At 51.4% G+C, this 23879-nt stretch carries 20 protein-coding genes, 1 rRNA gene, 2 riboswitches and 1 other annotated feature; of the genes, 7 read left to right on the top strand and 14 right to left on the bottom strand.

The genetic code is table 11. The features are described 5' to 3' along the window. Positions 1-63 precede the first annotated feature (63 nt). Positions 64-163, bottom strand: a sequence feature (23S ribosomal RNA rRNA prediction is too short). A 744-nt stretch (positions 164-907) separates the two neighbouring features. Together B9L21_RS18155 and B9L21_RS14470 are read right to left on the bottom strand one after the other, a co-directional pair. Beyond that, a complete protein-coding gene (locus tag B9L21_RS18155; protein WP_264151693.1) occupies positions 908-1030 on the bottom strand; it encodes a hypothetical protein in 123 nt (40 codons plus the stop codon). Between the two features lie 208 nt (positions 1031-1238). Next, positions 1239-2915: ribosomal RNA gene (locus B9L21_RS14470) — 16S ribosomal RNA — on the bottom strand. 659 nt (positions 2916-3574) lie between these two features. Here B9L21_RS14470 and B9L21_RS14475 point away from each other — a divergent pair. After that, positions 3575-4840: a Glu/Leu/Phe/Val family dehydrogenase gene (locus B9L21_RS14475; protein WP_020958481.1), complete on the top strand. Its 1266-nt coding sequence runs from the start codon at positions 3575-3577 to the stop codon at positions 4838-4840. 79 nt (positions 4841-4919) lie between these two features. Here the strand turns inward: B9L21_RS14475 and B9L21_RS14480 are convergent, their stop codons facing one another. The 5 genes from B9L21_RS14480 to B9L21_RS14500 form a co-directional block, all read right to left on the bottom strand. Further along, complete coding sequence (locus B9L21_RS14480) at positions 4920-6245, bottom strand: NCS2 family permease (RefSeq protein WP_063166900.1); 1326 nt, start codon at positions 6243-6245, stop codon at positions 4920-4922. Between the two features lie 90 nt (positions 6246-6335). Next, positions 6336-6437, bottom strand: a riboswitch (purine riboswitch). Positions 6438-6525: 88 nt separating this feature from the next. Continuing rightward, entirely contained in the window at positions 6526-8058 is a 1533-nt protein-coding gene (gene guaA, locus B9L21_RS14485) for a glutamine-hydrolyzing GMP synthase (protein WP_063167424.1), read from the bottom strand. A gap of 64 nt (positions 8059-8122) precedes the next feature. Further along, a riboswitch (purine riboswitch) is annotated at positions 8123-8224 on the bottom strand. A 41-nt stretch (positions 8225-8265) separates the two neighbouring features. Then, complete coding sequence (locus B9L21_RS14490) at positions 8266-10431, bottom strand: DUF3488 and DUF4129 domain-containing transglutaminase family protein (RefSeq protein ID WP_063166901.1); 2166 nt, start codon at positions 10429-10431, stop codon at positions 8266-8268. Next, positions 10428-11597 carry a DUF58 domain-containing protein gene (locus B9L21_RS14495; protein WP_063166902.1) on the bottom strand — a complete coding sequence of 390 codons (1170 nt, stop codon included), beginning with the start codon at positions 11595-11597 and terminating at the stop codon, positions 10428-10430. Before B9L21_RS14495 ends, B9L21_RS14490 begins: the two co-directional genes overlap by 4 nt. Beyond that, the gene (locus B9L21_RS14500) at positions 11594-12544 is read right to left on the bottom strand and encodes an AAA family ATPase (RefSeq protein ID WP_063166903.1); all 951 of its coding nucleotides are present in this window, start codon (positions 12542-12544) and stop codon (positions 11594-11596) included. The genes B9L21_RS14495 and B9L21_RS14500 overlap by 4 nt, the downstream gene beginning before the upstream one ends. A gap of 127 nt (positions 12545-12671) precedes the next feature. Between B9L21_RS14500 and B9L21_RS14505 the strand changes: the two genes are divergently transcribed. Further along, a complete protein-coding gene (locus B9L21_RS14505; protein ID WP_063166904.1) occupies positions 12672-13895 on the top strand; it encodes an Nramp family divalent metal transporter in 1224 nt (407 codons plus the stop codon). 131 nt (positions 13896-14026) lie between these two features. Here the strand turns inward: B9L21_RS14505 and fumC are convergent, their stop codons facing one another. Then, on the bottom strand, positions 14027-15397 hold the full coding sequence (fumC, locus tag B9L21_RS14510) for a class II fumarate hydratase (RefSeq protein ID WP_063166905.1): 1371 nt from the start codon (positions 15395-15397) through the stop codon (positions 14027-14029). 367 nt (positions 15398-15764) lie between these two features. On the opposite strand from fumC, the gene B9L21_RS14515 reads away from it, so the two are divergent. From B9L21_RS14515 to B9L21_RS14525, 3 genes are all read left to right on the top strand, one after another. Further along, positions 15765-16259, top strand: a complete 495-nt coding sequence (locus tag B9L21_RS14515) for a cation:proton antiporter regulatory subunit (protein WP_062898321.1) — start codon at positions 15765-15767, stop codon at positions 16257-16259. Between the two features lie 9 nt (positions 16260-16268). Continuing rightward, on the top strand, positions 16269-17507 hold the full coding sequence (locus B9L21_RS14520) for a cation:proton antiporter (protein WP_063166906.1): 1239 nt from the start codon (positions 16269-16271) through the stop codon (positions 17505-17507). Positions 17508-17674: 167 nt separating this feature from the next. Next, positions 17675-18097 (top strand): hypothetical protein, encoded by a 423-nt coding sequence (locus B9L21_RS14525; RefSeq protein WP_063166907.1) that lies wholly within the window; start codon positions 17675-17677, stop codon positions 18095-18097. 71 nt (positions 18098-18168) lie between these two features. On the opposite strand, the gene groL is transcribed toward B9L21_RS14525, so the two are convergent. Continuing rightward, a complete protein-coding gene (gene groL, locus B9L21_RS14530) occupies positions 18169-19788 on the bottom strand; it encodes a chaperonin GroEL (RefSeq protein WP_063166908.1) in 1620 nt (539 codons plus the stop codon). A gap of 101 nt (positions 19789-19889) precedes the next feature. Further along, positions 19890-20174, bottom strand: a complete 285-nt coding sequence (groES, locus tag B9L21_RS14535) for a co-chaperone GroES (RefSeq protein ID WP_008882016.1) — start codon at positions 20172-20174, stop codon at positions 19890-19892. 356 nt (positions 20175-20530) lie between these two features. On the opposite strand from groES, the gene B9L21_RS14540 reads away from it, so the two are divergent. Continuing rightward, the gene (locus tag B9L21_RS14540) at positions 20531-21265 is read left to right on the top strand and encodes a CPBP family intramembrane glutamic endopeptidase (protein WP_063166909.1); all 735 of its coding nucleotides are present in this window, start codon (positions 20531-20533) and stop codon (positions 21263-21265) included. Next, the gene (locus B9L21_RS14545) at positions 21262-21441 is read left to right on the top strand and encodes a YdiK family protein (protein ID WP_063166910.1); all 180 of its coding nucleotides are present in this window, start codon (positions 21262-21264) and stop codon (positions 21439-21441) included. The genes B9L21_RS14540 and B9L21_RS14545 overlap by 4 nt, the downstream gene beginning before the upstream one ends. A gap of 303 nt (positions 21442-21744) precedes the next feature. On the opposite strand, the gene tatC is transcribed toward B9L21_RS14545, so the two are convergent. Genes tatC through moaC form a run of 4 tightly spaced genes read right to left on the bottom strand, consistent with a single transcriptional unit; the run spans position 21745 to position 23822 of the window. Beyond that, positions 21745-22488 carry a twin-arginine translocase subunit TatC gene (tatC, locus tag B9L21_RS14550; RefSeq protein WP_063166911.1) on the bottom strand — a complete coding sequence of 248 codons (744 nt, stop codon included), beginning with the start codon at positions 22486-22488 and terminating at the stop codon, positions 21745-21747. Between the two features lie 20 nt (positions 22489-22508). Beyond that, positions 22509-22661, bottom strand: coding sequence for a twin-arginine translocase TatA/TatE family subunit (gene tatA, locus B9L21_RS14555; RefSeq protein WP_063166912.1), 153 nt, complete (start codon positions 22659-22661; stop codon positions 22509-22511). Between the two features lie 15 nt (positions 22662-22676). Then, entirely contained in the window at positions 22677-23318 is a 642-nt protein-coding gene (locus tag B9L21_RS14560) for a redox-sensing transcriptional repressor Rex (RefSeq protein ID WP_063166913.1), read from the bottom strand. Between the two features lie 15 nt (positions 23319-23333). After that, a complete protein-coding gene (gene moaC, locus B9L21_RS14565) occupies positions 23334-23822 on the bottom strand; it encodes a cyclic pyranopterin monophosphate synthase MoaC (RefSeq protein ID WP_063166914.1) in 489 nt (162 codons plus the stop codon). Positions 23823-23879: the final 57 nt, after the last annotated feature.

Below are 23879 nucleotides of genomic sequence, written 5' to 3' on the forward strand. Positions count from 1 at the left end.
TCGCAGGCCCTCCAGCGCGTTTCGCCGATAGGCAGGCGGCCTCTGCTTTTCTAGGTTAAGCCCTCGATCGATTAGTATCCGTCAGCTCCACGTGTCGCCACGCTTCCACCTCGGACCTATCGACCTCGTCATCTTCGAGGGATCTTACTCGCCTAACGCGATGGGAAATCTTCCCATTACGGACAGGGGGTTCCCCCATTCGGACATCTCCGGATCAACGCTTGCTTACAGCTCCCCGGAGCGTTTCGGCGTTTGCCCCGTCCTTCATCGGCTCCTAGTGCCAAGGCATCCACCGTGCGCCCTTTCTAGCTTAACCAACAGCGCTTCTCGGCTTCTTCCTTTTGTGTATCGGTTATCTAGTTTTCAAGGAACGAGACTGCTTCTTGAATTTGCTTCTCTGCGGTCTTGCGTCGAGGAATTCAGCTTCTCTGAATTCGCTTGTAGACGCAGACGCAAATGAAGCAACCCCCTGAACCTGTCAGCAGACGCAGGCACAGGCGCTTTTGAAGGAATCTCTCATTCCCTCAAAACCGAACGAAACGAAAGCGCGGTGTATCGACAGTTGGCCATTACGGCCTTCGCTTTTCTTCATCCTTAGAAAGGAGGTGATCCAGCCGCACCTTCCGGTACGGCTACCTTGTTACGACTTCACCCCAATCACTTGCCCCACCTTCGGCGGCTGGCTCCCTTGCGGGTTACCTCACCGACTTCGGGTGTTGCAAGCTCTCGTGGTGTGACGGGCGGTGTGTACAAGGCCCGGGAACGTATTCACCGCGGCATGCTGATCCGCGATTACTAGCGATTCCGGCTTCATGCAGGCTAGCTTAACCTACAGCGTCTCGGCTTCTTCCTTTTGTGTATCGGTTATCTAGTTTTCAAGGAACGATTCGAAGGAATTCTCATTCCTTCAAAACTGAACGAAACGAAAGCGCGATTTGTTAATGGTCGGTCGTTCGCGGCCTTCCCTTTTCGTATTGTCTAGCTCCAGCGCCTGGCTCTCTTCTGCCAAATAACCTCTCTCTTCTGCCAAATAACCTTCCCCCTCGGGGTGCAAGCACCCCTGCGGGTGAAGAACATTTGGCTTCGAGAGCCGATCGCGGCGCTTCCGCTTTTCGTACTGTCTAGCTCCGGCCGCCATCGGCTCGCGACGCTTCGGCCCTGCTGCGGCGGCATAGCCTCCTCGCAGGCCCTCCAGCACGTTTCGCCGATAGGCGGGCGGCCTTCGCTTTTCCCCTTAGAAAGGAGGTGATCCAGCCGCACCTTCCGGTACGGCTACCTTGTTACGACTTCACCCCAATCACTTGCCCCACCTTCGGCGGCTGGCGGGTTACCTCACCGACTTCGGGTGTTGCAAGCTCTCGTGGTGTGACGGGCGGTGTGTACAAGGCCCGGGAACGTATTCACCGCGGCATGCTGATCCGCGATTACTAGCGATTCCGGCTTCATGCAGGCGAGTTGCAGCCTGCAATCCGAACTGAGAGCGGCTTTTTGGGATTCGCTCCCCCTCGCGGGTTCGCAGCCCTTTGTACCGCCCATTGTAGCACGTGTGTAGCCCAGGTCATAAGGGGCATGATGATTTGACGTCATCCCCACCTTCCTCCGACTTTTCGCCGGCAGTCCCTCTAGAGTGCCCAACTGAATGCTGGCAACTAGAGGCAAGGGTTGCGCTCGTTGCGGGACTTAACCCAACATCTCACGACACGAGCTGACGACAACCATGCACCACCTGTCACCCTGTCCCCCCGAAGGGGGAACGCCCAATCTCTTGGGTTGTCAGGGGATGTCAAGACCTGGTAAGGTTCTTCGCGTTGCTTCGAATTAAACCACATGCTCCACCGCTTGTGCGGGCCCCCGTCAATTCCTTTGAGTTTCAGCCTTGCGGCCGTACTCCCCAGGCGGAGTGCTTATCGCGTTAGCTGCAGCACTAAAGGGTGTGACCCCTCTAACACTTAGCACTCATCGTTTACGGCGTGGACTACCAGGGTATCTAATCCTGTTTGCTCCCCACGCTTTCGCGCCTCAGCGTCAGTTACAGGCCAGAGAGCCGCCTTCGCCACTGGTGTTCCTCCACATCTCTACGCATTTCACCGCTACACGTGGAATTCCGCTCTCCTCTCCTGCACTCAAGTCCCCCAGTTTCCAATGACCCTCCACGGTTGAGCCGTGGGCTTTCACATCAGACTTAAGGAACCGCCTGCGCGCGCTTTACGCCCAATAATTCCGGACAACGCTCGCCCCCTACGTATTACCGCGGCTGCTGGCACGTAGTTAGCCGGGGCTTTCTCGTGAGGTACCGTCACCGCGCCGCCTTGTTCAAACGGCGCTCCTTCGTCCCTCACAACAGAGCTTTACGACCCGAAGGCCTTCTTCGCTCACGCGGCGTCGCTCCGTCAGACTTTCGTCCATTGCGGAAGATTCCCTACTGCTGCCTCCCGTAGGAGTCTGGGCCGTGTCTCAGTCCCAGTGTGGCCGGTCACCCTCTCAGGCCGGCTACGCATCGTCGCCTTGGTGAGCCGTTACCTCACCAACTAGCTAATGCGCCGCGGGCCCATCCGCAAGTGACAGCCAAAGGCCGCCTTTCAACCGAAGACCATGCGGTCTTCGGTGTTATCCGGTATTAGCTCCGGTTTCCCGGAGTTATCCCGGTCTTGCGGGCAGGTTGCCCACGTGTTACTCACCCGTCCGCCGCTGACCAAAGGCCGCCTTTCAACCGAAGACCATGCGGTCTTCGGTGTTATCCGGTATTAGCTCCGGTTTCCCGGAGTTATCCCGGTCTTGCGGGCAGGTTGCCCACGTGTTACTCACCCGTCCGCCGCTGACCAAATCAAGGCAAGCCCTGATCCGGTCCGCTCGACTTGCATGTATTAGGCACGCCGCCAGCGTTCGTCCTGAGCCAGGATCAAACTCTCCAAAAAGAAAGTTGATTGGCTTCATTAGCGTCGACACCGAAGGTGTCGAAACGCTCGCGCTTCGTTTCGTTCAGTTTTCAAGGAACAAACTTATCCCTTCGCTTCAGAAATTCACTTTAATCAAAAGCGACTCTTATAATATATCATTTCTTTTTTCTTATGTCAATATGTTTTTTGTTTTTTTACCGCATTGATGCGGCTTTATTAATATAGCACCTCCTTTTTGATGTGTCAACGGTTGATTCAAGATTTTTTAGGTTACTATGAATAGTGCACACGCATTTCGTGCAACCAAAACGAATCTTGTGTTGATTTCTTTCCACGATGACCCGATCACTACACAGGCCAGTTCGGTTCATACAATTAAGATTCACCAGCGCCATGCGGATGCTCGCTTTCAACTTTATAACGAATCGTTTGCTAAACCTGATAAAACACCTATGCCACGAACACCTCTTGTCTCTCTTCCTTTTAGTTCTTTTTCGAATTCCCGTCAAATCTCCCGTGTGAATCACACTTTTGCTTCCAGAACTACTACACTGCGATATCTCGTGTCACTATTTTTTAAAATTAATATTTATTATCAATATTGAGTAAATATAAATGGCTGTGATAGGATTATTACATCAGCGTAATCCAACCAATCAAGCCAGGGGGAATTGCAGATGATTGTCACAAAAGAAGACTCCAAAGAGAACTTAAACCCGTACGAAGTCGCCAAAAAGCAGATTGAAACCGCAGCGGAAAAACTTGGTTTGGAGCCTCATATCGTTGAAATGTTAAAGCGTCCTATGCGTGTCCTGTCCGTGTCCTTTCCTGTGAAGATGGATGACGGTTCCATTCAAATATTTGAAGGCTACCGTTCCCAACACAACGATGCCTTAGGTCCAACTAAAGGCGGAATCCGATTCCATCCGGATATCACACTAGATGAAGTAAAAGCATTATCGATGTGGATGTCGTTTAAATGTGCGGTTGTCGGCCTTCCTTACGGGGGAGGAAAAGGGGGGGTTATTTGTGATCCGCGAACGCTAAGCACCGGGGAGCTCGAACGAGTCAGCCGCGGATTTATTGAGGCAATTTCGCAAATCATCGGTCCGGATAAGGATATCCCCGCTCCTGATGTATATACAAATCCACAAATCATGGGCTGGATGATGGATACATACAGCCGCATGAATCACGCTTTCTCTCCGGGAGTGATCACCGGAAAACCGCTTATTATTGGTGGTTCAAAAGGTAGAAATGAAGCGACGGCACGCGGCTGTGTCATTACCATTCAGGAAGCGATGAAAAAACTCCATCTGCCATTAAAAGGAGCTACGGTTGCGATCCAGGGATTTGGAAATGCAGGACGCATTGCGGCAAAATTGCTCGCTGAACTCGGATGTAAAATTGTGGCTGTCAGCGATTCAACAGGCGCCATCTATGATCCGGACGGATTAAATCTCGCAACAGTCGAACATGTAAAAGATCACCAAACTTTGCTTGACTATGGTGCCCAATACGAAATCGAGCCATCGCAGTTATTAGAACTCGACGTCGATATTTTAGTTCCAGCCGCCTTGGAAAACGCCATTACCGCTGCCAATGCCGATCGTATCCAGGCAAAAATTATAGCGGAAGCGGCAAACGGGCCAACTTCTCCGGAAGCAGACCAAATTTTGTCGGGCAAAGGCATTATGGTCATTCCCGATATCCTTGCTAATGCGGGCGGCGTCACTGTTTCTTATTTTGAGTGGGTACAAAACTTGATGAACTATTATTGGAGCGAAGAAGAAGTTAATCAGAAACTAGCCGATATCATGGTCCGAAGCTTCCACGCAGTTCACGAAACCGCTGAACAGTACGGGACAGATTTGCGTACTGCTGCTTACATCATTTCAATCAAACGAATGGCAGAAGCTATGAAAGCACGCGGTTGGGTATAACCGTTCTTCCATAAAACAAGGCAGCCTTCCAAGAGCCGGTAACACGGCTTTTGGAAGAACTGCCCTTGATTGTGAATGCCTATTCCCGCAAAAAGACGAAGTAACAAATAAAGACGACAAACAACACATACAACAACGGATGCACTTCTTTTCCGCGGCCTTTCAAAATCATCGTGATCGGATAGAAAATGAAGCCGACGGCGATGCCGGTCGCGATGCTGTAGGAAAGCGGCATCGTAATCAATGTAAAGAACGCCGGTACAGCTACCTCAAACTTCTTCCAATCGATTTCACCGATCGATGAAGCCATCAATACCCCGACGATAATGAGCGCTGGCGCAGTGACCGGCGCGGTAATGACGCTTAACAGCGGCGAGAAGAACAAAGCAAGCAGGAACAAAATCCCCGTCACGACCGCCGAAAACCCGGAGCGCCCTCCAGCAGCGACGCCAGCCGACGATTCGATGTATGACGTCGTCGTCGATGTGCCAAACACCGCTCCGACCATGACAGCCGTCGCGTCAACGAGCAGCGCTTTGCCGGCGCGCGGCAGCTTATTGTTTTTCAACAAACCGGCTTGGTTGGCGACCGCTAGGAGCGTGCCGGTTGCATCAAAAAAGTCAACGATAAAGAACGTCAAGACAACACCGAGCATTTTCCATGAGAAAATGTCCGGCAAGTGTTCGATCGCGACGCCGAACGTCGGTGAAATATCGGGAATGGCGCCGACAATTTGTTTCGGCACTTCAATTAAACCGAAGATCATGCCGACAACAGCGGTAATGACCATTCCATAAAAAACGCCGCCGTTCACTTTTTTCACCATCAAGACGACGGTGATAAACAAACCGAAAATCGCAAGCAGCGTATTGCCATCTTTTAAATCACTCAACCCAACTAACGTCGCGTCGTTGTTCACAATGATGCCGGCGTTTTGCAGGCCGATGAACGTAATGAACAGCCCGATTCCGGCACCAACGGCATATTTCAACTCAACCGGGATGGCATCAATAATTTTTTCCCGGATGCCCGTCAGCGTTAAAATCGTAAAAATGACCCCAGAGACGAAAACTCCTGCAAGCGCTGTTTGCCACGGAATCCCCATATGCAAGACGACCGTAAAGGCGAAAAAGGCGTTTAACCCCATCCCTGGCGCTAGGGCGATTGGATAGCGGGCGAGCACCCCCATCAAAATCGACCCATACGCCGCCGCCAAAGCGGTAGCAACAAATACTGCCCCTTGATCAATGCGCAGTTCATTCGGAAAATCTTTCACTGCGCCAAGCGACAACGTAAACGGGTTGACGAACAAAATGTACGCCATCGACAAAAATGTCGTCACCCCGGCGATGATCTCCGTCCGGTAGTTTGTACCGAGCTCGTCAAATTGAAAATATTTTCTCACGTCTGTCCCCCCTATAAAAAGTAAAAACGCTTCTGCAGCTACCAGAAGCGTTGACTAAGAAGGAATGACGAACATAGAGAGGACGTCGGCTCTCTATTTCACATCCCTCGTAGTCAAGCTATTTACGGTAGCTTGGTAGAAACTCCCGAGCCATATTCCCGGGATTATACGACGGAATTCGACAATATTGATGACTCCACGGCTATTGTATCAGCCTGAAAAGCAGCTGTCAAGAAAAAAGACGAACATTCCTTTGGAAATGTTCGTCTTTCGTTCGTCTTTACTCCCACTCGATCGTAGCTGGCGGTTTGCTTGTAATGTCGTAGACGACGCGGTTGACGTGCGGCACTTCGTTCACGATGCGCGTTGAAATGCGTTCCAGCACATCCCACGGAACGCGGGCCCAATCGGCGGTCATCCCATCGATCGATGTCACGGCGCGAATGGCAACCGTATAATCGTACGTGCGGGCATCCCCCATTACCCCGACGCTGCGGATGTCAGGGAGAACCGTGAAGTATTGCCAAATTTCACGGTCAAGCCCGGCTTTTTTCACTTCTTCCCGCAAAATCGCATCCGATTCACGGACGATTTCCAATTTTTCTTCCGTCACCTCGCCAAGGACGCGGATGCCAAGGCCAGGTCCCGGAAATGGCTGACGCCAGACAATTTCGTCCGGAATTCCTAATTGGGTGCCCAGTGCGCGCACTTCATCTTTAAATAGCGCATTGAGCGGCTCGATCAATTCAAATTTCATATCTTCCGGCAAACCGCCGACGTTATGGTGCGATTTGATCGTTTGCGCCGTCGCCGTGCCGCTTTCAATAATGTCCGTATAAAGCGTGCCTTGCACTAAAAATTCAATGCCTTCGAGTTTGGCTGCTTCATCGTCAAACACATAAATAAATTCGTTGCCGATAATTTTCCGCTTTTGTTCCGGGTCAGCGACCCCTTTTAATTTTGTCAAAAAGCGCTCCTTCGCGTCGACCTTAATAACGTTCATGTGAAACTGCTCGCGGAACGTTTTCATGACGCTTTCCGCTTCGCCTTTGCGAAGAAGGCCGTGGTCAACAAAAATGCATGTGAGCTGATCACCGATGGCGCGATGCACCAATACAGCAGCGACCGATGAATCGACCCCGCCGCTTAAGGCGCACAACACTTTTTTTCCGCCGACTTGCTCACGAATGCGGCGCACTTGCTCGTCAATGAAATTTTCCATCGTCCAGTCGCCGCGGCAGCCACATACATCGAAGACAAACCGCTTCAATACATCATTCCCATAAACGGAATGGCGTACTTCCGGATGGAATTGCACCCCGTACCATTTCCGCCGTTCATCACTCATCGCGGCGATCGGGCAGGAAGGACTTGTCGCATCGACGATAAAACCAGACGGCGGGGCTGTCACTAAATCGCCGTGGCTCATCCAGACAACTTGTTCGTCCGGCAGCCCGCGAAATAGCAGCGAGTCATTTTTCACCTGGATGAGCGCTTTTCCGTATTCGCGGTGTGACGCCTTTTCCACCTTGCCGCCTAAGTGGTGCGCCATCAGTTGCATCCCGTAACAAATCCCTAAAATCGGCAGCCCAAGCTCGAAAATTGCCGGATCGCACGCAAACGCTTGTTCATCATATACACTGTTCGGGCCGCCGGAAAAAATGATCCCTTTGGCGTTCAACGCGCGGATGTCTTCTGCACGAATCGTGTGCGGGTGCAGTTCGCTGTAGACGCCAAATTCACGGATGCGGCGGGTAATCAGTTGGTTATATTGGCTTCCGAAGTCCAATACGACGATCATTTCTTGGTTCATCTTATCCACCCCGTCCAAAAAATAAACGCTGCCATCGCCCAAATAAACATGATGAAGGCAGAATAGCAGCGTCTTCTGCCTTCATAGTCAGGCCGTTTACGGCGGCCCGGTAGAGACACGTGAGCCATATTCCCACGCATATATGAAGGGCTTTTGTTCTGTTCGTATGCAAATTTGAATTCATTCTATCAACTTGCCGGCAGGCGGTCAAGAGATCGTCCTTTTTATTAAATTTTCCCACAATTGGCGCGCCTCACGGATGTCGATCCGGCTGCTGTTTGCCCCGTAGATCGCTTGTTCATACGATTTTGTCAGCCGTTCCATTTCATCGGTTTCAAATAAACGATCCACTTGAATGGCGTACTGCCGCAACGTTTCATCTTCTTTTCGCCTCAGCCCGTAGTCATGCAGCTGACGCAACAACGCCAAGTAAGCAGGGACAAGCCATTCCGACCCGTCAACTTGGCGGCGGCGAAAACGAAGGAGCGTAAGGCGCGGCCACCATTTTCGTCTTGTCGCGTAAATCGTTCCACCCCATGCGGCCAGCATAGCGAACACGCTCAGCACCGCTTTCCATGACCAGATGCCGGCTAGCTTCTCCCACCAATGGGGGTCTTGCTCCGGCGACGATGGTTCAATCAATTGTTCGAGCGGCACGCGCGGCGTTTCCTGCTGTTCCGGTTGCAGTGGCGGCGCCTGTTGCTCTTCATTGGAAGCAGGAAGCGAAAAGGCATACGGGTTGACAAACCCTTGTGTGGGCTCAAACGGCACCCAGCCGACGCCTTCAAAGTATACTTCGACCCAGGAATGCGCGTCGTTGTTTCGCACTTCATAAAGCCCGGCTCCATTTTGCTCCCCGACCCACCGCCCTGATGTATAGCCTTTCACCCAACGCGCGGGGATCCCTAGACTTCGAACGAGCACGACCATTGAGGTGGAAAAGTTGTCGCAATACCCTTGTTTCGTTTCAAACAAAAACTGGTCGACATAGTCTTGATTGGCGCCTGGAACAGCAACATCTGTCGTTTCGTACGCATATCCGTTCATATGGAAGTACTGTTCGATGGCTTTCACTTGATCGTATACCGTCTCTTTTCCTTCGGTGATTTGCCTCGCCAAATCGCGCACCCGCCGCGGAAGCGTATCCGGCAGCTGCGTATAGCGCTTTAGAAAGGCAGCGTCTTGGACTGGGGGCGCGGCCCGCAATGCTTCAATTGGAAAGTCCGGCTCCATGTACGTAAGCATATACCGACGAACAGGAAGCGCGTTCGCATTCACATCGGTCGTATAAATCTTTTCTGTCGCCATATGCATGCGGTAGACAATGTGATCGGACGTTTGCACCTGTTGCAAACCGAGCGGATACACGAGATGGAACGCTTGGTCTTGACGGGTGATTTCCGCTGTCTGTTCCGTTGCATTCACTTTTTCGCTCCACCATTCATACTCCATTGGCATCCCGTTTCTAAACGATTGCACTTGTTCGCTTTGGAACACTTCCCACCCTTTTCCGGTGTAAACATCTTTCGTTTCTACCCGCCAATAATGGCGGCCCTCGTCTTTGGCCATGAACACCACCGTATCATCGGCAATAAACGGTCCGCCGAGGCGCGAGTCATTTTGTCCGTAGCCGATTTTCTTGACGCTAGTCGTTCCTTCCGTATCAAGCTCCTCTCTAGAGTCAGCGGCATAGCTATGAATAAACGCGACTGGGTCCGGCCATTGCGGCGGCAGTTTCGGCCCGATATATCCGGCGGCGACGGCAATGGCGGGAATAGATAGCGCCGCCGCCCGCCATTTTCCAATATGAAAATCTCTGCCTTTTGCCCGCAGCCGCTCTCCATGCAGCCAAGCGAAGGCGAAAAAACCGAGCGCCACAAGGCGAACAACCGCTTTGTTTCCACTGTAAGGGAAAAACGTATCCAACACGGCAATATAGCCAACCGTGAGCGCATAAGGAACAAACCACCGGTTTCGCCGCACGATAAGCCAGTGCCAAACAAACGAAGCCGCCCATAGAAGCACAAAGAAAGCAAGGGTGCGCACTGCAGCGTCCGGCATTGATGATGGCCTGTCACCGACAAGCCAGGCGGCGCCGCTATCCCAAAAGGTGCGCACGATGTTCGGAATCGACTGATCGTCAAACCATTCAGAGAGCGCCCTCCATATAAAGCTGATTTTGCCAAGGACAGAAAGCCAGATGGGAACACGCAGCGCATAAAAGAGAAAACAAATGACCACAAATATCGCGAATGTCCCGATATGCGCCGTGTCCGTCACTGTGCCAAGCGGCCAAAGCCATTCCGTGAGCAGCCAAGCCGCCAAAACGTTCGGCAACGCGGCGGATACCATGTTCTCCGCCTTCTGTTTCATCCGTTTCCCCCTCCTTGCTGAACGGGCTGCAACATCTGCGGGTCAATGCGCGATACATACACCCCGTTACGGCGGAGCCCGTCGGCCCAGCTCTGCTGCTCATGACTCCACTCGCGGCTGACGATATACAGCACAACATGGCGTTTGGAAGCGATCGCGCGCAGTTGCTGCAAAAGCGAAATCGATAACGCAGAAGTTACAATGACGCATCCGGCAGCCGACCGCCAATTCGTTTCTTCCGCCAACGTACGAACAAGCGGGTCTTTGCCCTCGCCGTTGACTTCCGCCAACTCGAGAAGAATGGACGTCCACTGTTCATCATGGCGGCGCGGTGCTAAGAATGAACGCTTTTTGCCGGCAAAGAGCAGCCCTGCCGGTACCCCTTGATCAAGGAGTGCCTTCGATACAGAGGCGGCCAACGTGACAAGTTCCTCAAACACTGGGGATGAGGCGCCGTCAAGCACAACAATCCACCCGTCATTGCGCTGTTCGTCAAACTCTTTTGTCATGAGCTCCTGCCTGCGCGCCGACACTTTCCAATGCACCCACGACATTTTATCGCCGGGCACATACTCGCGGGCACCGGCCGCCACCGCCATGTCGCGGTGAAGCGAAATCGGCCGCGCGGCTTTTCCGTTCGCAAACCATTCATGCACCGCTTCGAACGGCCATTCGATATAGCGCGGGTAGACGATCACCGTGCACGGAGCAGGGAAGGAGGCCGTTTTGTTTACCCATCCGAATGGATCACCCACCTCAAGGATGACCGTTTCCAATTGATGGCGGCCGCGCGGCAACTGAAGCGGCCATGTGCAAGACAGACGCCGGCGAAACGGCCAAGCGACTATCGCACCCACGCGCTTCCGTTCTTCCCCGACAACAGTGAGCGCCGCCAGCGGAATCGGCCACGGCAAATCGATGCGAACAGTAACAGGGACCGGCTCATCTGCATGATAGCGCCGAACCGGCACCGTTCGGCTCACTGCGGCGCGCCGAAGCGGGTATACCACGATCAAGAACGCATATAAACCGAACGGCAAAAAACTGTAAAACAAAAACCAACTGACAAATCCTCCTTGAAACATGGCGTATGAAAACAAGGCAGCCGCCAAAAGCAACAAACCGGCAAAAGCGAACCAATGGCGCCCATTCCGTTTCATCTTCATCGCCGTCCTTGCACCGGCACCGGCGTGCGGGCGATCAGCTGCGCAACGATCGTTTCTGCGTCAAGCTTGTCCCATTTCGCCTCCGGGCGAACGAGCAGACGGTGGGCGAGCACATGAGGGGCGAGTTGCTGTACATCATCGGGGATGACAAAATCGCGGCCGTGGATGAGCGCGTATGCTTGCGCTGCTTTCATCAAGGCGGCTGACCCGCGCGGGCTGACGCCTAAATAGACAGCTTCATGCGCACGGCTTTGCTGGACGAGCCTAACGATGTATCCTTTCACCGTATCGCTCACATGCACATCCGCTACCTTCCGCTGCAGCCCAAGCAATTCATCCAGCGTCATCACCGGGCCAATCTCCGCAAGCGGCTCCGTTTTTTCCAACCGGTTTAACATCTCGATCTCCTCATCAACCGATGGATAGCCCATCTGCAACTTCAGCAAAAACCGATCCAATTGTGCTTCAGGAAGTGGATACGTCCCTTCATATTCAATCGGGTTTTGCGTCGCCATGACAAAAAACGGCTGCGGCAGCACCCGGGTGACGCCATCGACCGTCACGCTCCCTTCTTCCATCGCCTCAAGAAGCGCCGACTGCGTTTTCGGCGACGTCCGGTTGATCTCGTCAGCGAGTACGATATGGGCGACAACCGGTCCGGGTTTATACTCAAACTGCCGCTCTTTCGGGTTATAGACAGAAACGCCAATCACATCGCTCGGCAACAAATCCGGCGTAAATTGAATTCGTTTCAACTCAGCTTGAAATGATTTCGCCAGCGCGCGCACGAGCATCGTCTTGCCAACGCCCGGCACATCTTCAAGCAATACGTGCCCTTTGGCCAACAGCGCTGTTAAACTAAGCACAATCACTTGGCGTTTTCCAACAATGACTTGTTCGACATTGCGAACAACTTGTTCGACGGAGGGAAGCAACGGTTCGTTCATTACATCAAACTCCTTTTATGGTGATCCATGGGACTTTTAGCGGTAGACAATATCTCGTTTAACTATTAATATAATATCGAATATACACAACTTTTGGAATCGATTTGCAACGAAGAGGAGGAGAAAAATGGGGAAATCGAAATGGACGATGATCGGCCCTGGGTTGATCGTCGCCGCCACCGGGGTTGGCGCCGGGGATTTGGTCGCGGCCCTTGTCGCCGGCACAAACTACGGCCTTGTTTTCATGTGGGCGATTATCGTCGGGGCTGTGTTCAAATTTGTGCTGAACGAAGGAGTCGGGCGCTGGCATTTATTAAGCGGAAAAACGATTTTCGAAGGCTGGCAGTCGATGGGGAAATGGGCGTCCGTCTACTTTGGGGTGTATGCGATCATTTGGGGATTTGTTTACGGAGCAGCGGGCACATCATCGTGCGCGCTAGCCATGTCGGCGATGATCCCCTCGATCCCGCTTTGGGCATGGGCGGTCATCCATGGCCTCGCCGGTTTTGCCATCACGTGGTCAGGACGGTTTCAGCTGTTCGAACGGGTAATGAACGTGCTCGTCGGACTGATGTTTGTAACCGTTGTCGGTTCGGCGCTCCTTGTGTTGCCGCAGCTGGACGATCTTTGGCAAACCGCCGTTCCCGAATTGCCCAAAGGTTCGCTTTTGTATGCTCTCGGGTTAATTGGCGGCGTCGGCGGTTCGATTACGATGGCGTCGTACGGCTATTGGCTGCAGGAAAACGGCTGGAAAGGCCGCGCCTACGTATCGCCGATGCGTTACGATTCCGCCGTTGCCTATATCGTAACAGCAATTTTTACATTGTCGCTCCTTATTTTAGGGGCCGCGCTTCTTTACGGAACGAATACGTCGATCAGCGGCGAACAAGGGCTTGTCTCGTTCGCTTCGATCATGGGCAATGAGCTGCACCCGGCCGCCCGTTGGCTCTTTTTGCTCGGCTTTTGGTCGGCATCGTTTACATCGGTCATCGGCGTTTGGAACGGCGTTTCCTATTTGTTTGCCGATTTTGTCCGCAACATGCGCAAAACATCGGTTGGCACTGAGGCACTCAACCAGTCGAAAGCGTTCCGGTTCTACGTCTTTTGGCTCACGTTCCCGCCGATGCTCTTGCATTTCATCGGCAAACCGGTCGGGCTCATTATTGTCTATGGAGCGCTCGGAGCGCTGTTTATGCCGTTTTTGGCTGTCACGCTGCTTTACTTGCTCAACTCCAAAAAAACGCTTCCGGATGAAGGTCGGAACCACTGGCTGTCGAATGCGTTGCTCGCCCTGTGCTTAGCGCTGTTTGCCGTCTTGTCGATTAATGAACTCATTCGCCTGTTTGCCTAACATTTGCCCGATGCAAAGCAGCCAGCTGGCAAGAAGACCGTCGCAACAGGAAAACGCTCATCCCTTGAATCAGGATGAGCGTTTTTGGCCTGCCTATTCGCTCTCGTCTGGTTCCCCGTTGTTTTGTGCCACTAAATCATCTTCTCCGGTCTCACCCATTCTTCGTACTGCTCGGCTGTCACATACCCGGTTTTCAATGCCGCTTCTTTCAGCGTCAATCCTTCGCGATGCGCAAGCTTCGCGATTTCCGCGGATTTGTCATAGCCGATATGCGGGCTCAATGCCGTCACAAGCATTAGCGAGCGGTCCACGTACTCTTTCATTTTCGTTTCGTTCGCCTCCAACCCTTGGGCGCATCGCTCATCAAACGAACGGATCGCATCGCCGAGCAGCTGCACCGACTGAATGGCGTTATAGGCAATGACCGGTTTGAACACGTTTAATTGAAAATTGCCTTGGCTTGCCGCAAAACCGATCGTGGCGTCGTTGCCGAACACTTGAACAGCGACCATCGTCATCGCTTCGCTTTGCGTCGGATTCACTTTCCCCGGCATGATCGAGCTCCCCGGTTCATTGGCTGGAATCGTGATCTCCCCGAGCCCGGAGCGCGGCCCGCTCGCCAGCCAGCGGATGTCGTTGGCGATTTTCATCAAATCCGCAGCCAGCGCCTTCAACGCCCCATGGACATATACGATCTCGTCATGGCTGGTCAGCGCGTGGAATTTGTTTGTTGCTGAACGGAACGGGTAGCCGGTTTGGGCGTGCAGCTGTTTGGCGACTTGTTCCCCAAACGATGGCGGTGCATTGAGCCCTGTGCCAACCGCCGTGCCGCCGATCGCCAAATCGAGCAGCTTGTCGGCCGCTTCGCTGATCATCATTTTGCTTTTCTCCAGCATCGTCCGCCAGCCGGAAATCTCTTGCCCGAATGTGAGCGGCGTCGCATCTTGCAAGTGGGTGCGCCCGATTTTGATCGTCTTCTCATATTGCCGCTCCTTGGCTGCGAACGTGGCGATCAATTCGTCGAGCGCCGGCAGAAGATGCGTTTGAACTTTCGCATAAATGGCGATATGCATCACCGTCGGGAACGTGTCATTTGAGCTTTGCGACATGTTGACGTCATCGTTCGGATGGATGCGTCCCTCGCTGTCACGGAGCAGCTCGTTCGCCCGTCTCGCCACCACTTCATTAACGTTCATATTCGTCTGCGTCCCGCTTCCTGTCTGCCAAACGACAAGCGGAAAATGCACATCCCACTGACCGGCCAAAATTTCGTCGCACGCCGCTACAATCGCCCGTCTTTTCGCTTCGCTCAGCTTTCCAGCCTGATGGTTCACGATCGCCGCCGCCTTTTTCAGCTCGGCATAGGCATAAATGAGTTCAAGCGGCATCGTTTCTTTGCCGATGCGGAAGTTTTGCCGGCTTCGCTCCGTCTGCGCCCCCCAGTATTTATCGGCCGGCACCTTCACCTCGCCGAGCGAGTCGCGTTCAATTCGTTCGTTCATCACGTCAGCCCCCTTTTGTTTAGACACTGTCCTATTACATGTTCATTCCCATTGTGGCCTAAAAGGTCGGCGAAAAAACAACATTCCCTTCTCCCAATAATTTTTATCAACCCAAACCGCCCCCATTTTAAGCGTGAACATAAATGGAAGAACGTTCACTATCCTAGTGTAACGTGCCAAAGGAAAAGACATAAAAGACACGCAGAGACGCCGTCATGTATATTTCCTCCTCACCCCGCCTTCAAACAGACAACCGAGCCAAAACAGTGAAAAAAACCGTTTTTACTGTTATAATAACGATAGACAAAATAGATAACAGCTAAGGGAAAAATTTCCAAAAAACATAAACAAGGAGGAATCTTTGATCATGAATATCCGAGAAAGCGAATTGCCAGGAATCGGGTACAAGTTTGAAATTATTACGCGAAACAAAGATAAGCTTGTCATTGTGATCCATGACGATGGGCGAAGGGAAATTTATCACTTTGACGCAGAGGATTATGATGAAGTCGTTAGCAGCGTGACCTTAAGCGACCAAGAAGCGCGCCAAATTGCAGGAATCATTGGAGGAATGGCATATAAACCAAAGGCGCTCGAAACGATTGAGTTTGCCTTTGACGATCTCATTATCGAGTGGTTTCAAGTGGAGCCAAACGCCCCCGCTGTAAATCAAAAAATTGGTGAACTTGATATTAGGAACCGTTTCGGTGTCACTGTCATCGCTATCAAAAAGAAACATTCACAAAAATCTCATAATCCCGGTCCAAATACATTGATTGAAGCCGGAGATACCTTGATTATGTCTGGAGAAAGACAGCAAATCAAGGAGATCATTAGTCATTTACTATCAAATAAGGAGTGATGGGAATAGATGAACCATTTAGTATTCGAAGTGGGAACAGCACTCGTCCTAGTCGCCATTGGGTCGATCATTGCCAATAAATTAAACTTCTCCATTATCCCGTTTTTGATCGTTATCGGCATGCTCGTTGGGCCCCATGCCCCTACCATCGGGATTATTGACCTCACTTTTATTCAAAGCAATGAAATTATCCAGTTTTTAGGTAGGATCGGGGTACTTTTTTTACTGTTTTATTTAGGGCTTGAATTTTCTGTCGGCAAACTGATTAAATCCGGAAAAAACATTGTGGTCGGTGGAAGCATCTACGTCACAATGAACTTTGTTTTAGGATTGCTTTACGGCAAGGCCGTCGGAATGCCATGGATGGAAACGGTTCTTATTGCTGGACTCCTCAGTGTATCGTCAAGTGCTATCGTAGCCAAAGTTCTTGTTGATTTAAGGAGAACGGCCAATCCTGAAACAGAGCTCATTTTAGGGATGATCCTTTTTGATGACATCTTCCTTGCCCTATTTTTGACGACGATGTCAGGGGTTTTGCTAGCTGGATCCACCTCCTTTTTCGGAATCAGCCTATCTGTTTTAACATCTGTTGCTTATATGTTGCTATTTTTTGTCATCGCTCGTAAAGGTGCCCCTCTGCTCAACAAATGGTTGAATATCAAATCCGATGAAATATTCATCATCGTCATCTTTGCTATTCTCTTTTTTGTTGCCGGCTTTTCCGAAACGATTCACGTTGCTGAAGCCATCGGAGCCTTACTGCTTGGACTTGTCTTTTCAGAAACGGAACACCGTGATCGAATTGAGCATTTAGTTGTTCCATTCCGTGACTTCTTTGGAGCGATTTTCTTCTTTAGCTTCGGTTTGAGTATTGAACCGTCAACGTTAATCGATGCGTTTTGGTTATCATTAGGGGCTGTCATCGTCACTCTAATGGCCAATATCGTGGCGGGAATGATTGCCGGAAGAAAGGCTGGATTGTCCTACAAAGCCTCTACAAATATTGGTTTGACAATCACCGCACGTGGAGAGTTTTCCATCATCGTTGCAAATCTGGGAATTACAGCAGGGTTAAGCCCGATATTGACACCTTTTACCGCACTTTACGTTCTCATGTTGGCCATATTGGGACCACTCTTTGCCAAAGAAAGCAAAAGCATATATAAACTGCTCAACAAAGTATTTAAATGGGAACAGAAGTTAACTAAGGAGAAGCGGAAGGAACGGCTGGAAGTTGCAGAAAAATAAATAACGGCGGCAACGTCCTTCTTTATCGCTCGCTTACCCCAATCCATCTCTCATTTTCTTTTCCCCGAGTGTGCGCTCAGTCACCGAATCAATGGCAACTCGGGGACGTATTCATGCAACGGATCGACCAAAGAAGCGTCTATATTCAAAAAGGGGGATTTTCTATTATGCGGAAACGATGGGCCCCGCTTCTTATTTTGCTTCTATGGCTTTCCGGCTGTTCATTCGGTGATATCAAGCCGCCTGAATTAACGTTGACCATCAACGGTGAAACGGTCGACCACCGGCTCGGGACTTACACGTGGTCAACAGGCCGGCGCGGAATTGTTGCCGATGCCGCCGCCCCACCGCTGCTCGTCAGAGAACTCAAGCCTCATCCCACCGTTTCGGGTGCAAAACTTCGCATCGAGTTTGACTACCGCCCATCAACACTCGAAGCCGGCGTATGGAATGATGATGATGTTGACTGGCAGCCGGTGCAACATGGAACGATCACACTGCCAAAACAACAAGGTTCGTACATCTACGTCATTCACGCTGCTTGGCAAGAGGGAGACGCTATTTACGCATTCCCTATCAACATCCGATAGAAAAACCCTCTCCCAAAAGAAAAGGAACACCGGGAAGTGACCCAGTGTTCCTTTTCTCGTTGTTATGTGGATTACATCATGCCGCCCATATCCGGCATGCCCGGATTGCCGCCTTTGTTTTCTTCCGGTTTGTCGGCGACAACCGCTTCGGTCGTCAATACCATCGCAGCGACAGAGGCAGCGTTTTGCAACGCCGAGCGAGTGACTTTCGTCGGGTCAACGATACCAGCTTCGATCATGTCGACCCATTCGCCCGTTGCAGCGTTGAAGCCGATGCCCGGTTTTTCGTTTTTCAGGCGTTCGACGATGATCGAGCCTTCCAACCCAGCGTTTTGCGCGATTTGGCGAACCGGCTCTTCGATGGCGCGAAGAACGATTTTCACACCCGTTGCTTCATCGCCTTCGGCTTCAATAGCAGCCACTTTGCTGTAGACGTTCATCAATGCCGTACCGCCACCAGCGACGATACCTTCTTCAACCGCCGCACGGGTCGAGTTGAGCGCGTCTTCGATGCGCAGTTTGCGTTCTTTCAACTCGGTTTCTGTCGCCGCACCGACTTTGATCACTGCTACGCCGCCAGCCAATTTTGCCAAACGTTCTTGCAGTTTTTCGCGGTCGAATTCGGACGTCGTTTCTTCAAGCTGCGCACGGATTTGGTTGACGCGTGCTTTAATGCGCTCGGAATCGCCAGCGCCTTCGACGATCGTCGTCGTTTCTTTCGTCACAACAACTTTCGACGCACGGCCAAGCGATGCAATCGTCGTCGATTTCAGTTCACGGCCAAGTTCTTCCGAGATGACTTCGCCGCCTGTTAAAATCGCGATGTCTTCGAGCATGGCTTTGCGACGGTCGCCAAAGCCAGGCGCTTTCACAGCAACGGCGTTAAACGTGCCGCGCAGCTTGTTGACAACGAGCGTTGCCAACGCTTCACCTTCGACATCTTCCGCAATGATCAAGAGCGGACGGCCATGTTGGACGACTTGCTCAAGAACCGGCAACAGTTCTTGAATGCTCGACACTTTTTTGTCCGTAATTAAGATGTACGGATTTTCAAGAACGGCTTCCATTTTTTCCGTATCCGTAATCATGTACGGCGAAACGTAACCGCGGTCGAATTGCATCCCTTCGACAACGTCGAGTTCCGTCGTGAAGCCTTTCGACTCTTCCAGCGTAATGACGCCGTCGTTGCCGACGCGTTCCATCGCTTCAGCGATCAATTGGCCGACTTCTTCGTCAGCAGCCGAGATCGCAGCCACTTGGGCGATCGATTCTTTTCCTTTGATCGGTTTGGAGATGGCTTTTAATTCTTCTACAGCAACCGCTACCGCTTTTTCGATCCCGCGGCGGATGCCCATCGGGTTCGCGCCAGCAGCAACGTTTTTCAATCCTTCACGGATCATCGCTTGCGCTAATACGGTAGCTGTTGTCGTCCCGTCCCCAGCGATGTCGTTCGTTTTGCTGGCGACTTCAGCGACTAACTTCGCGCCCATGTTTTCAAACGGGTCTTCGAGTTCGATTTCTTTCGCGATCGTTACCCCGTCATTCGTGATCAGCGGAGAACCGAATTTTTTCTCCAACACGACGTTGCGGCCTTTCGGGCCTAATGTGACTTTCACTGCGTCTGCGAGTTTGTCCACCCCGCGCAACATCGCACGGCGCGCTTCTTCGCTGAACTTAATTTCTTTTGCCATACCCCGTTACCTCCTTATGAATTGGTTAAACCGCATGCAAATAGGTTAATGATAAACTAGTTAAGTATGTTTTCGGAATGTTTATGTGATGAACGCATACATTAGCCAATGACAGCTAAAATGTCGCTTTCGCGCAAAATTAAGTATTCCTTGCCGTCATATTTGACTTCCGTGCCGGCATATTTCGAAAAGATGATGCGGTCGCCGACTTCGACTTCCGGCGCAACGCGTTGGCCGTTATCGAGCACACGGCCTGTACCGACAGCCACAACGCGGCCTTCTTGCGGTTTTTCTTTGGCCGTATCCGGCAGCACGATACCGCTAGCCGTTTTTTCTTCGGTTTCTACGACTTCAATGACAATGCGATCGCCTAATGGCTTCAACACGGGAAACAACCTCCTTAACGATAGTTTTCGCCGTTCTTATTAGCACTCATCATTATTGAGTGCTAACACACTTATAATATTAATGAACTTCTCTCCGTTTTGCAAGTAGGAAATACAAAAAAATAACTGTTTTTCTTTAATGCGAGAAGAAAGGATAAAATGGGCTGAACAGCTGTCAGTCCCAAGGTCGGCCGGCGCAAAACCCGTTTTCATTATTACACATTTCTAAAATCAATAAACAACGCTCGGCAATTTTTTTGCGGCGGTCGTGCCAACCTCGGCCGGCGCGCTTTTCTTATCATTTCGCCAAACATGTGCTACAATACGGATATATTTGAATAAAGGGGTAAGAAGATTTGAAACGCCATTACTGGTATATCATGATCACGTATATCGCCATGCAGCTGTCCGCCTTTATCGGTGTGCCGCTTCTTCGTGCTCTCGGCGTCGGCCAAGAGGCAGAAACCCGCTTGGAGGCGGCGCAGCTCGCTTCCGGGTATTGGGCGGTCATCAGCTTTCTGGCAGCCTTTGTCATCATTTTATGGCTGCTTCGCGGCGACCGCGATGAACGGGAGATGCGGCAATTGCCCCTCGCTTCGTCATGGATGTGGGCGATCTTTGGCGTTGTTTTGGCGCTTGCCGCCCAAAGCATCGCTGCTAACATCGAATGGCGTCTGCTTGGCATCGAACCAGGTTCGGAGAACACAAGGCAAATCATTAATATCATCCGTCTGACGCCGCTTTTAGTCATCGTCACTTCCGTGATCGGCCCAATTTTGGAAGAACTCATTTTCCGCAAAATCATTTTCGGTTCGCTTTATAAAAAATACAACTTTTGGCCAGCTGCGCTCGTGAGCTCACTTCTTTTTGCCGTCGTCCATATGGAGCTTGAGCATTTGCTTTTGTACACGGCGATGGGGCTGACATTCGCCTTTTTGTATGCGAAAACCGGCCGCATTTTCGTGCCGATTTTCGCCCATGTGGCCATGAATACGTTTGTTGTCACCGTTCAACTCTTGCTGGCTGATGAGTTGGAAAACATGATGCGCCAAGCCGAGCTGCCGCTGGCGGTCTGGAGGTTTTGGCTATGATGCGCCACCCTCGGCTGTTTTCGCTGCCGTACTTCATCCTAGGTGTCTTGTTTACGTATTTGGCGATCGAAAGCGCTCATGAAACGATTTGGAACGCCTCGACGATCGTCTTGGCGGCGCTCGCCGCTTTTGATTTTGGCACCGCCTTTCGCTTGTTGTTCACACCGAAACGATGAAGGGGCTGACCCAAAAGTCCGCCAAAAAGCGGACTTTTGGAGTCAGCCCTCTCTGGTTTTTGTATATTTTACCAAACGGAACAAAATTCCGACTCTGTTCTCCCCCTCATTTACGCCACCAAGGACAATCGCCCTTCTTTCGGTGGTAGTGGTTTTGGTGACTCTATTCTACCAGAAAAAAGGGCGATTCTTCTATATTTGAGGCAAAAAAGTGGGGGCTGATCCCAAAACGCATTCGCGTTTTGGGTCAGCCCCTTTTTGTTTGCTGCCGTCCTAACCGCTCTGTCACCGCTGTCCGCGTCCTTACTCGCCGCTTTCCTGCTCCGCCGCTAATTGCGCTTTTCGGTAGCCAACTTTTGCGACCCAAATGCTCCCTTCATATAAAAGCGTGAGCGGAATCATGACGATCACCTGCGAGAGCATATCGGGCGGTGTAATGACCGCCGCCAAAATCAGCAGCGCCAAATACGCATATTTGCGGATGCGCACGAGAAACTGCGGCGTAATGATCCCTAAGCGGGTGAAAAACAAAACGGCGATCGGCAGCTGAAACACGATGCCAAACGGCAGCACAAGCTGAAGCAAAAACTGAAAATATTCGTTAATGCCGATCATTTGTTGGATGCCGAGCCGATCGGCGAGCTCATTCATAAACCGGACGACGAACGGAAACAAGACAAAGTAGGCAAAGCCTACACCGGCTAAAAAAAGGAAAACCGATGCCGGAATGTAGCTGAGCGTCACCCTCCGCTCTTTTTCATACAACCCCGGGCTGACAAACGCCCAAACTTGGTACAGCAATACCGGAGCAGACAGCACAGCGGCAATGACGAAGGCAAACTGAAAATATACTTTAATCGGATCAGTGAGGCGGAAGGCGTTCATTGTCAACTCTTTCGCCTCGGCCGTTTGCTGTAAATACACAATGACATCATCGACAAAAAAGAAACTGGCGACGAGCGCCGCGGCAAAAAAGAGGAGCACAATGATCAGCCGCTTCCGCAGTTCGCCAAGATGTTCATACACCGACATTTCTTTGTCGTTCATCGTTTCCCCATCCTGCCTTGTCATCGGTCAGTTTTGTTTTCCTCATCATCGGCCAGCCCTTTCGTCGCGTCCTTAAACTCGCGCAGTGACTGGCCGAACGACCGCCCTAACTCCGGCAATTTTTTCGTTCCAAACAGCAACAAAATCACAAGGACAATCAAAATGTATTTCACGCTCTACTCTCTCCTTTATGATGACGATGGATAGTTTTTCAGAAAATAGACGAGCGACTGCAATTCAATAGCCAAATCGATATGATGAACGCGGATATGGTTCGGCACGTTCAACCGCGCGGGGGTGAAGTTTAAAATGCCTTTAATCCCCCGGGCGACAAGGCGGTCGGTCAGCGCTTGAGCGGCGGCGGCCGGCACGGTTAAAATGGCGACCGGAATATCACCGCGAAGCCGCTTCTCGAGTTCATCGAGATGATAAACCGGCACGCCGCCGACCGTCGTTCCCACTTTCCGCTCATCCACATCAAACGCCATCACGATCTTTGTATTGTTGTTTTTTGAAAAATTATAGTTTAAAAAGGCGGTTCCTAAATTTCCCACACCGAACAAGGCGACTTCCGTCACTTCATCCTCTTCAAGCGTCTGGCGGAAAAACGACAATAAATAATTGACGTTATACCCGTACCCTTTTTTGCCGAGCGCGCCAAAATACGAGAAATCGCGGCGGATCGTCGCCGGGTCGACTTTGACCGCTTCGCTCAGTTCGGCTGAGGATACACGCTGTTTTCCCGACGCATGCAAGTTCTTTAAAAACCGGTAGTACAGCGGCAGCCGTTTCGCGGTTGCCTGCGGAATTTTCGGTTGTTCGTTGCTCATAGTTTCATCCCCCAGCTAATCGGTTTTCCGTCGATAATGGCCGGACTTCCCGCCCGTTTTCTCGACCAAATACGTCGGACCGATGATCATCCCTTTATCGAGTGCTTTGCACATGTCATACACCGTCAACGCGCATACCGAGGTGGCCGTCAGCGCTTCCATTTCCACCCCTGTGCTCCCTTTCGTTTTCACTGTTGCGGTGATGACAAGTTTATATACATCCGCTTCGTTTTCCCAAGAAAATGCGATATCAACGCTTTTTAACATAAGCGGATGGCACATCGGAATCAGATCAGCCGTTTTTTTTGCCGCCATCACCCCGGCCACTTGGGCTACAGCCAACACGTCCCCTTTCTCGATGGCGTGATTCGTCATTTTTTTATAAATTTCTTCGCTGACGGTGACACTCGTTTTTGCCACTGCCACTCGTACCGTATCTTCCTTGTTCGTAATATCGACCATTTTCGCGCGTCCTTGTTCATTGAAATGAGTAAACGACGACAAGATAATCTCCTCCACTTATACACTATACACGATTTTTCATCATCTGTCTTTGACCGT

It is taken from the genome of Geobacillus uzenensis (assembly GCF_002217665.1).
Taxonomy (GTDB): Bacteria; Bacillota; Bacilli; order Bacillales; family Anoxybacillaceae; genus Geobacillus; species Geobacillus subterraneus.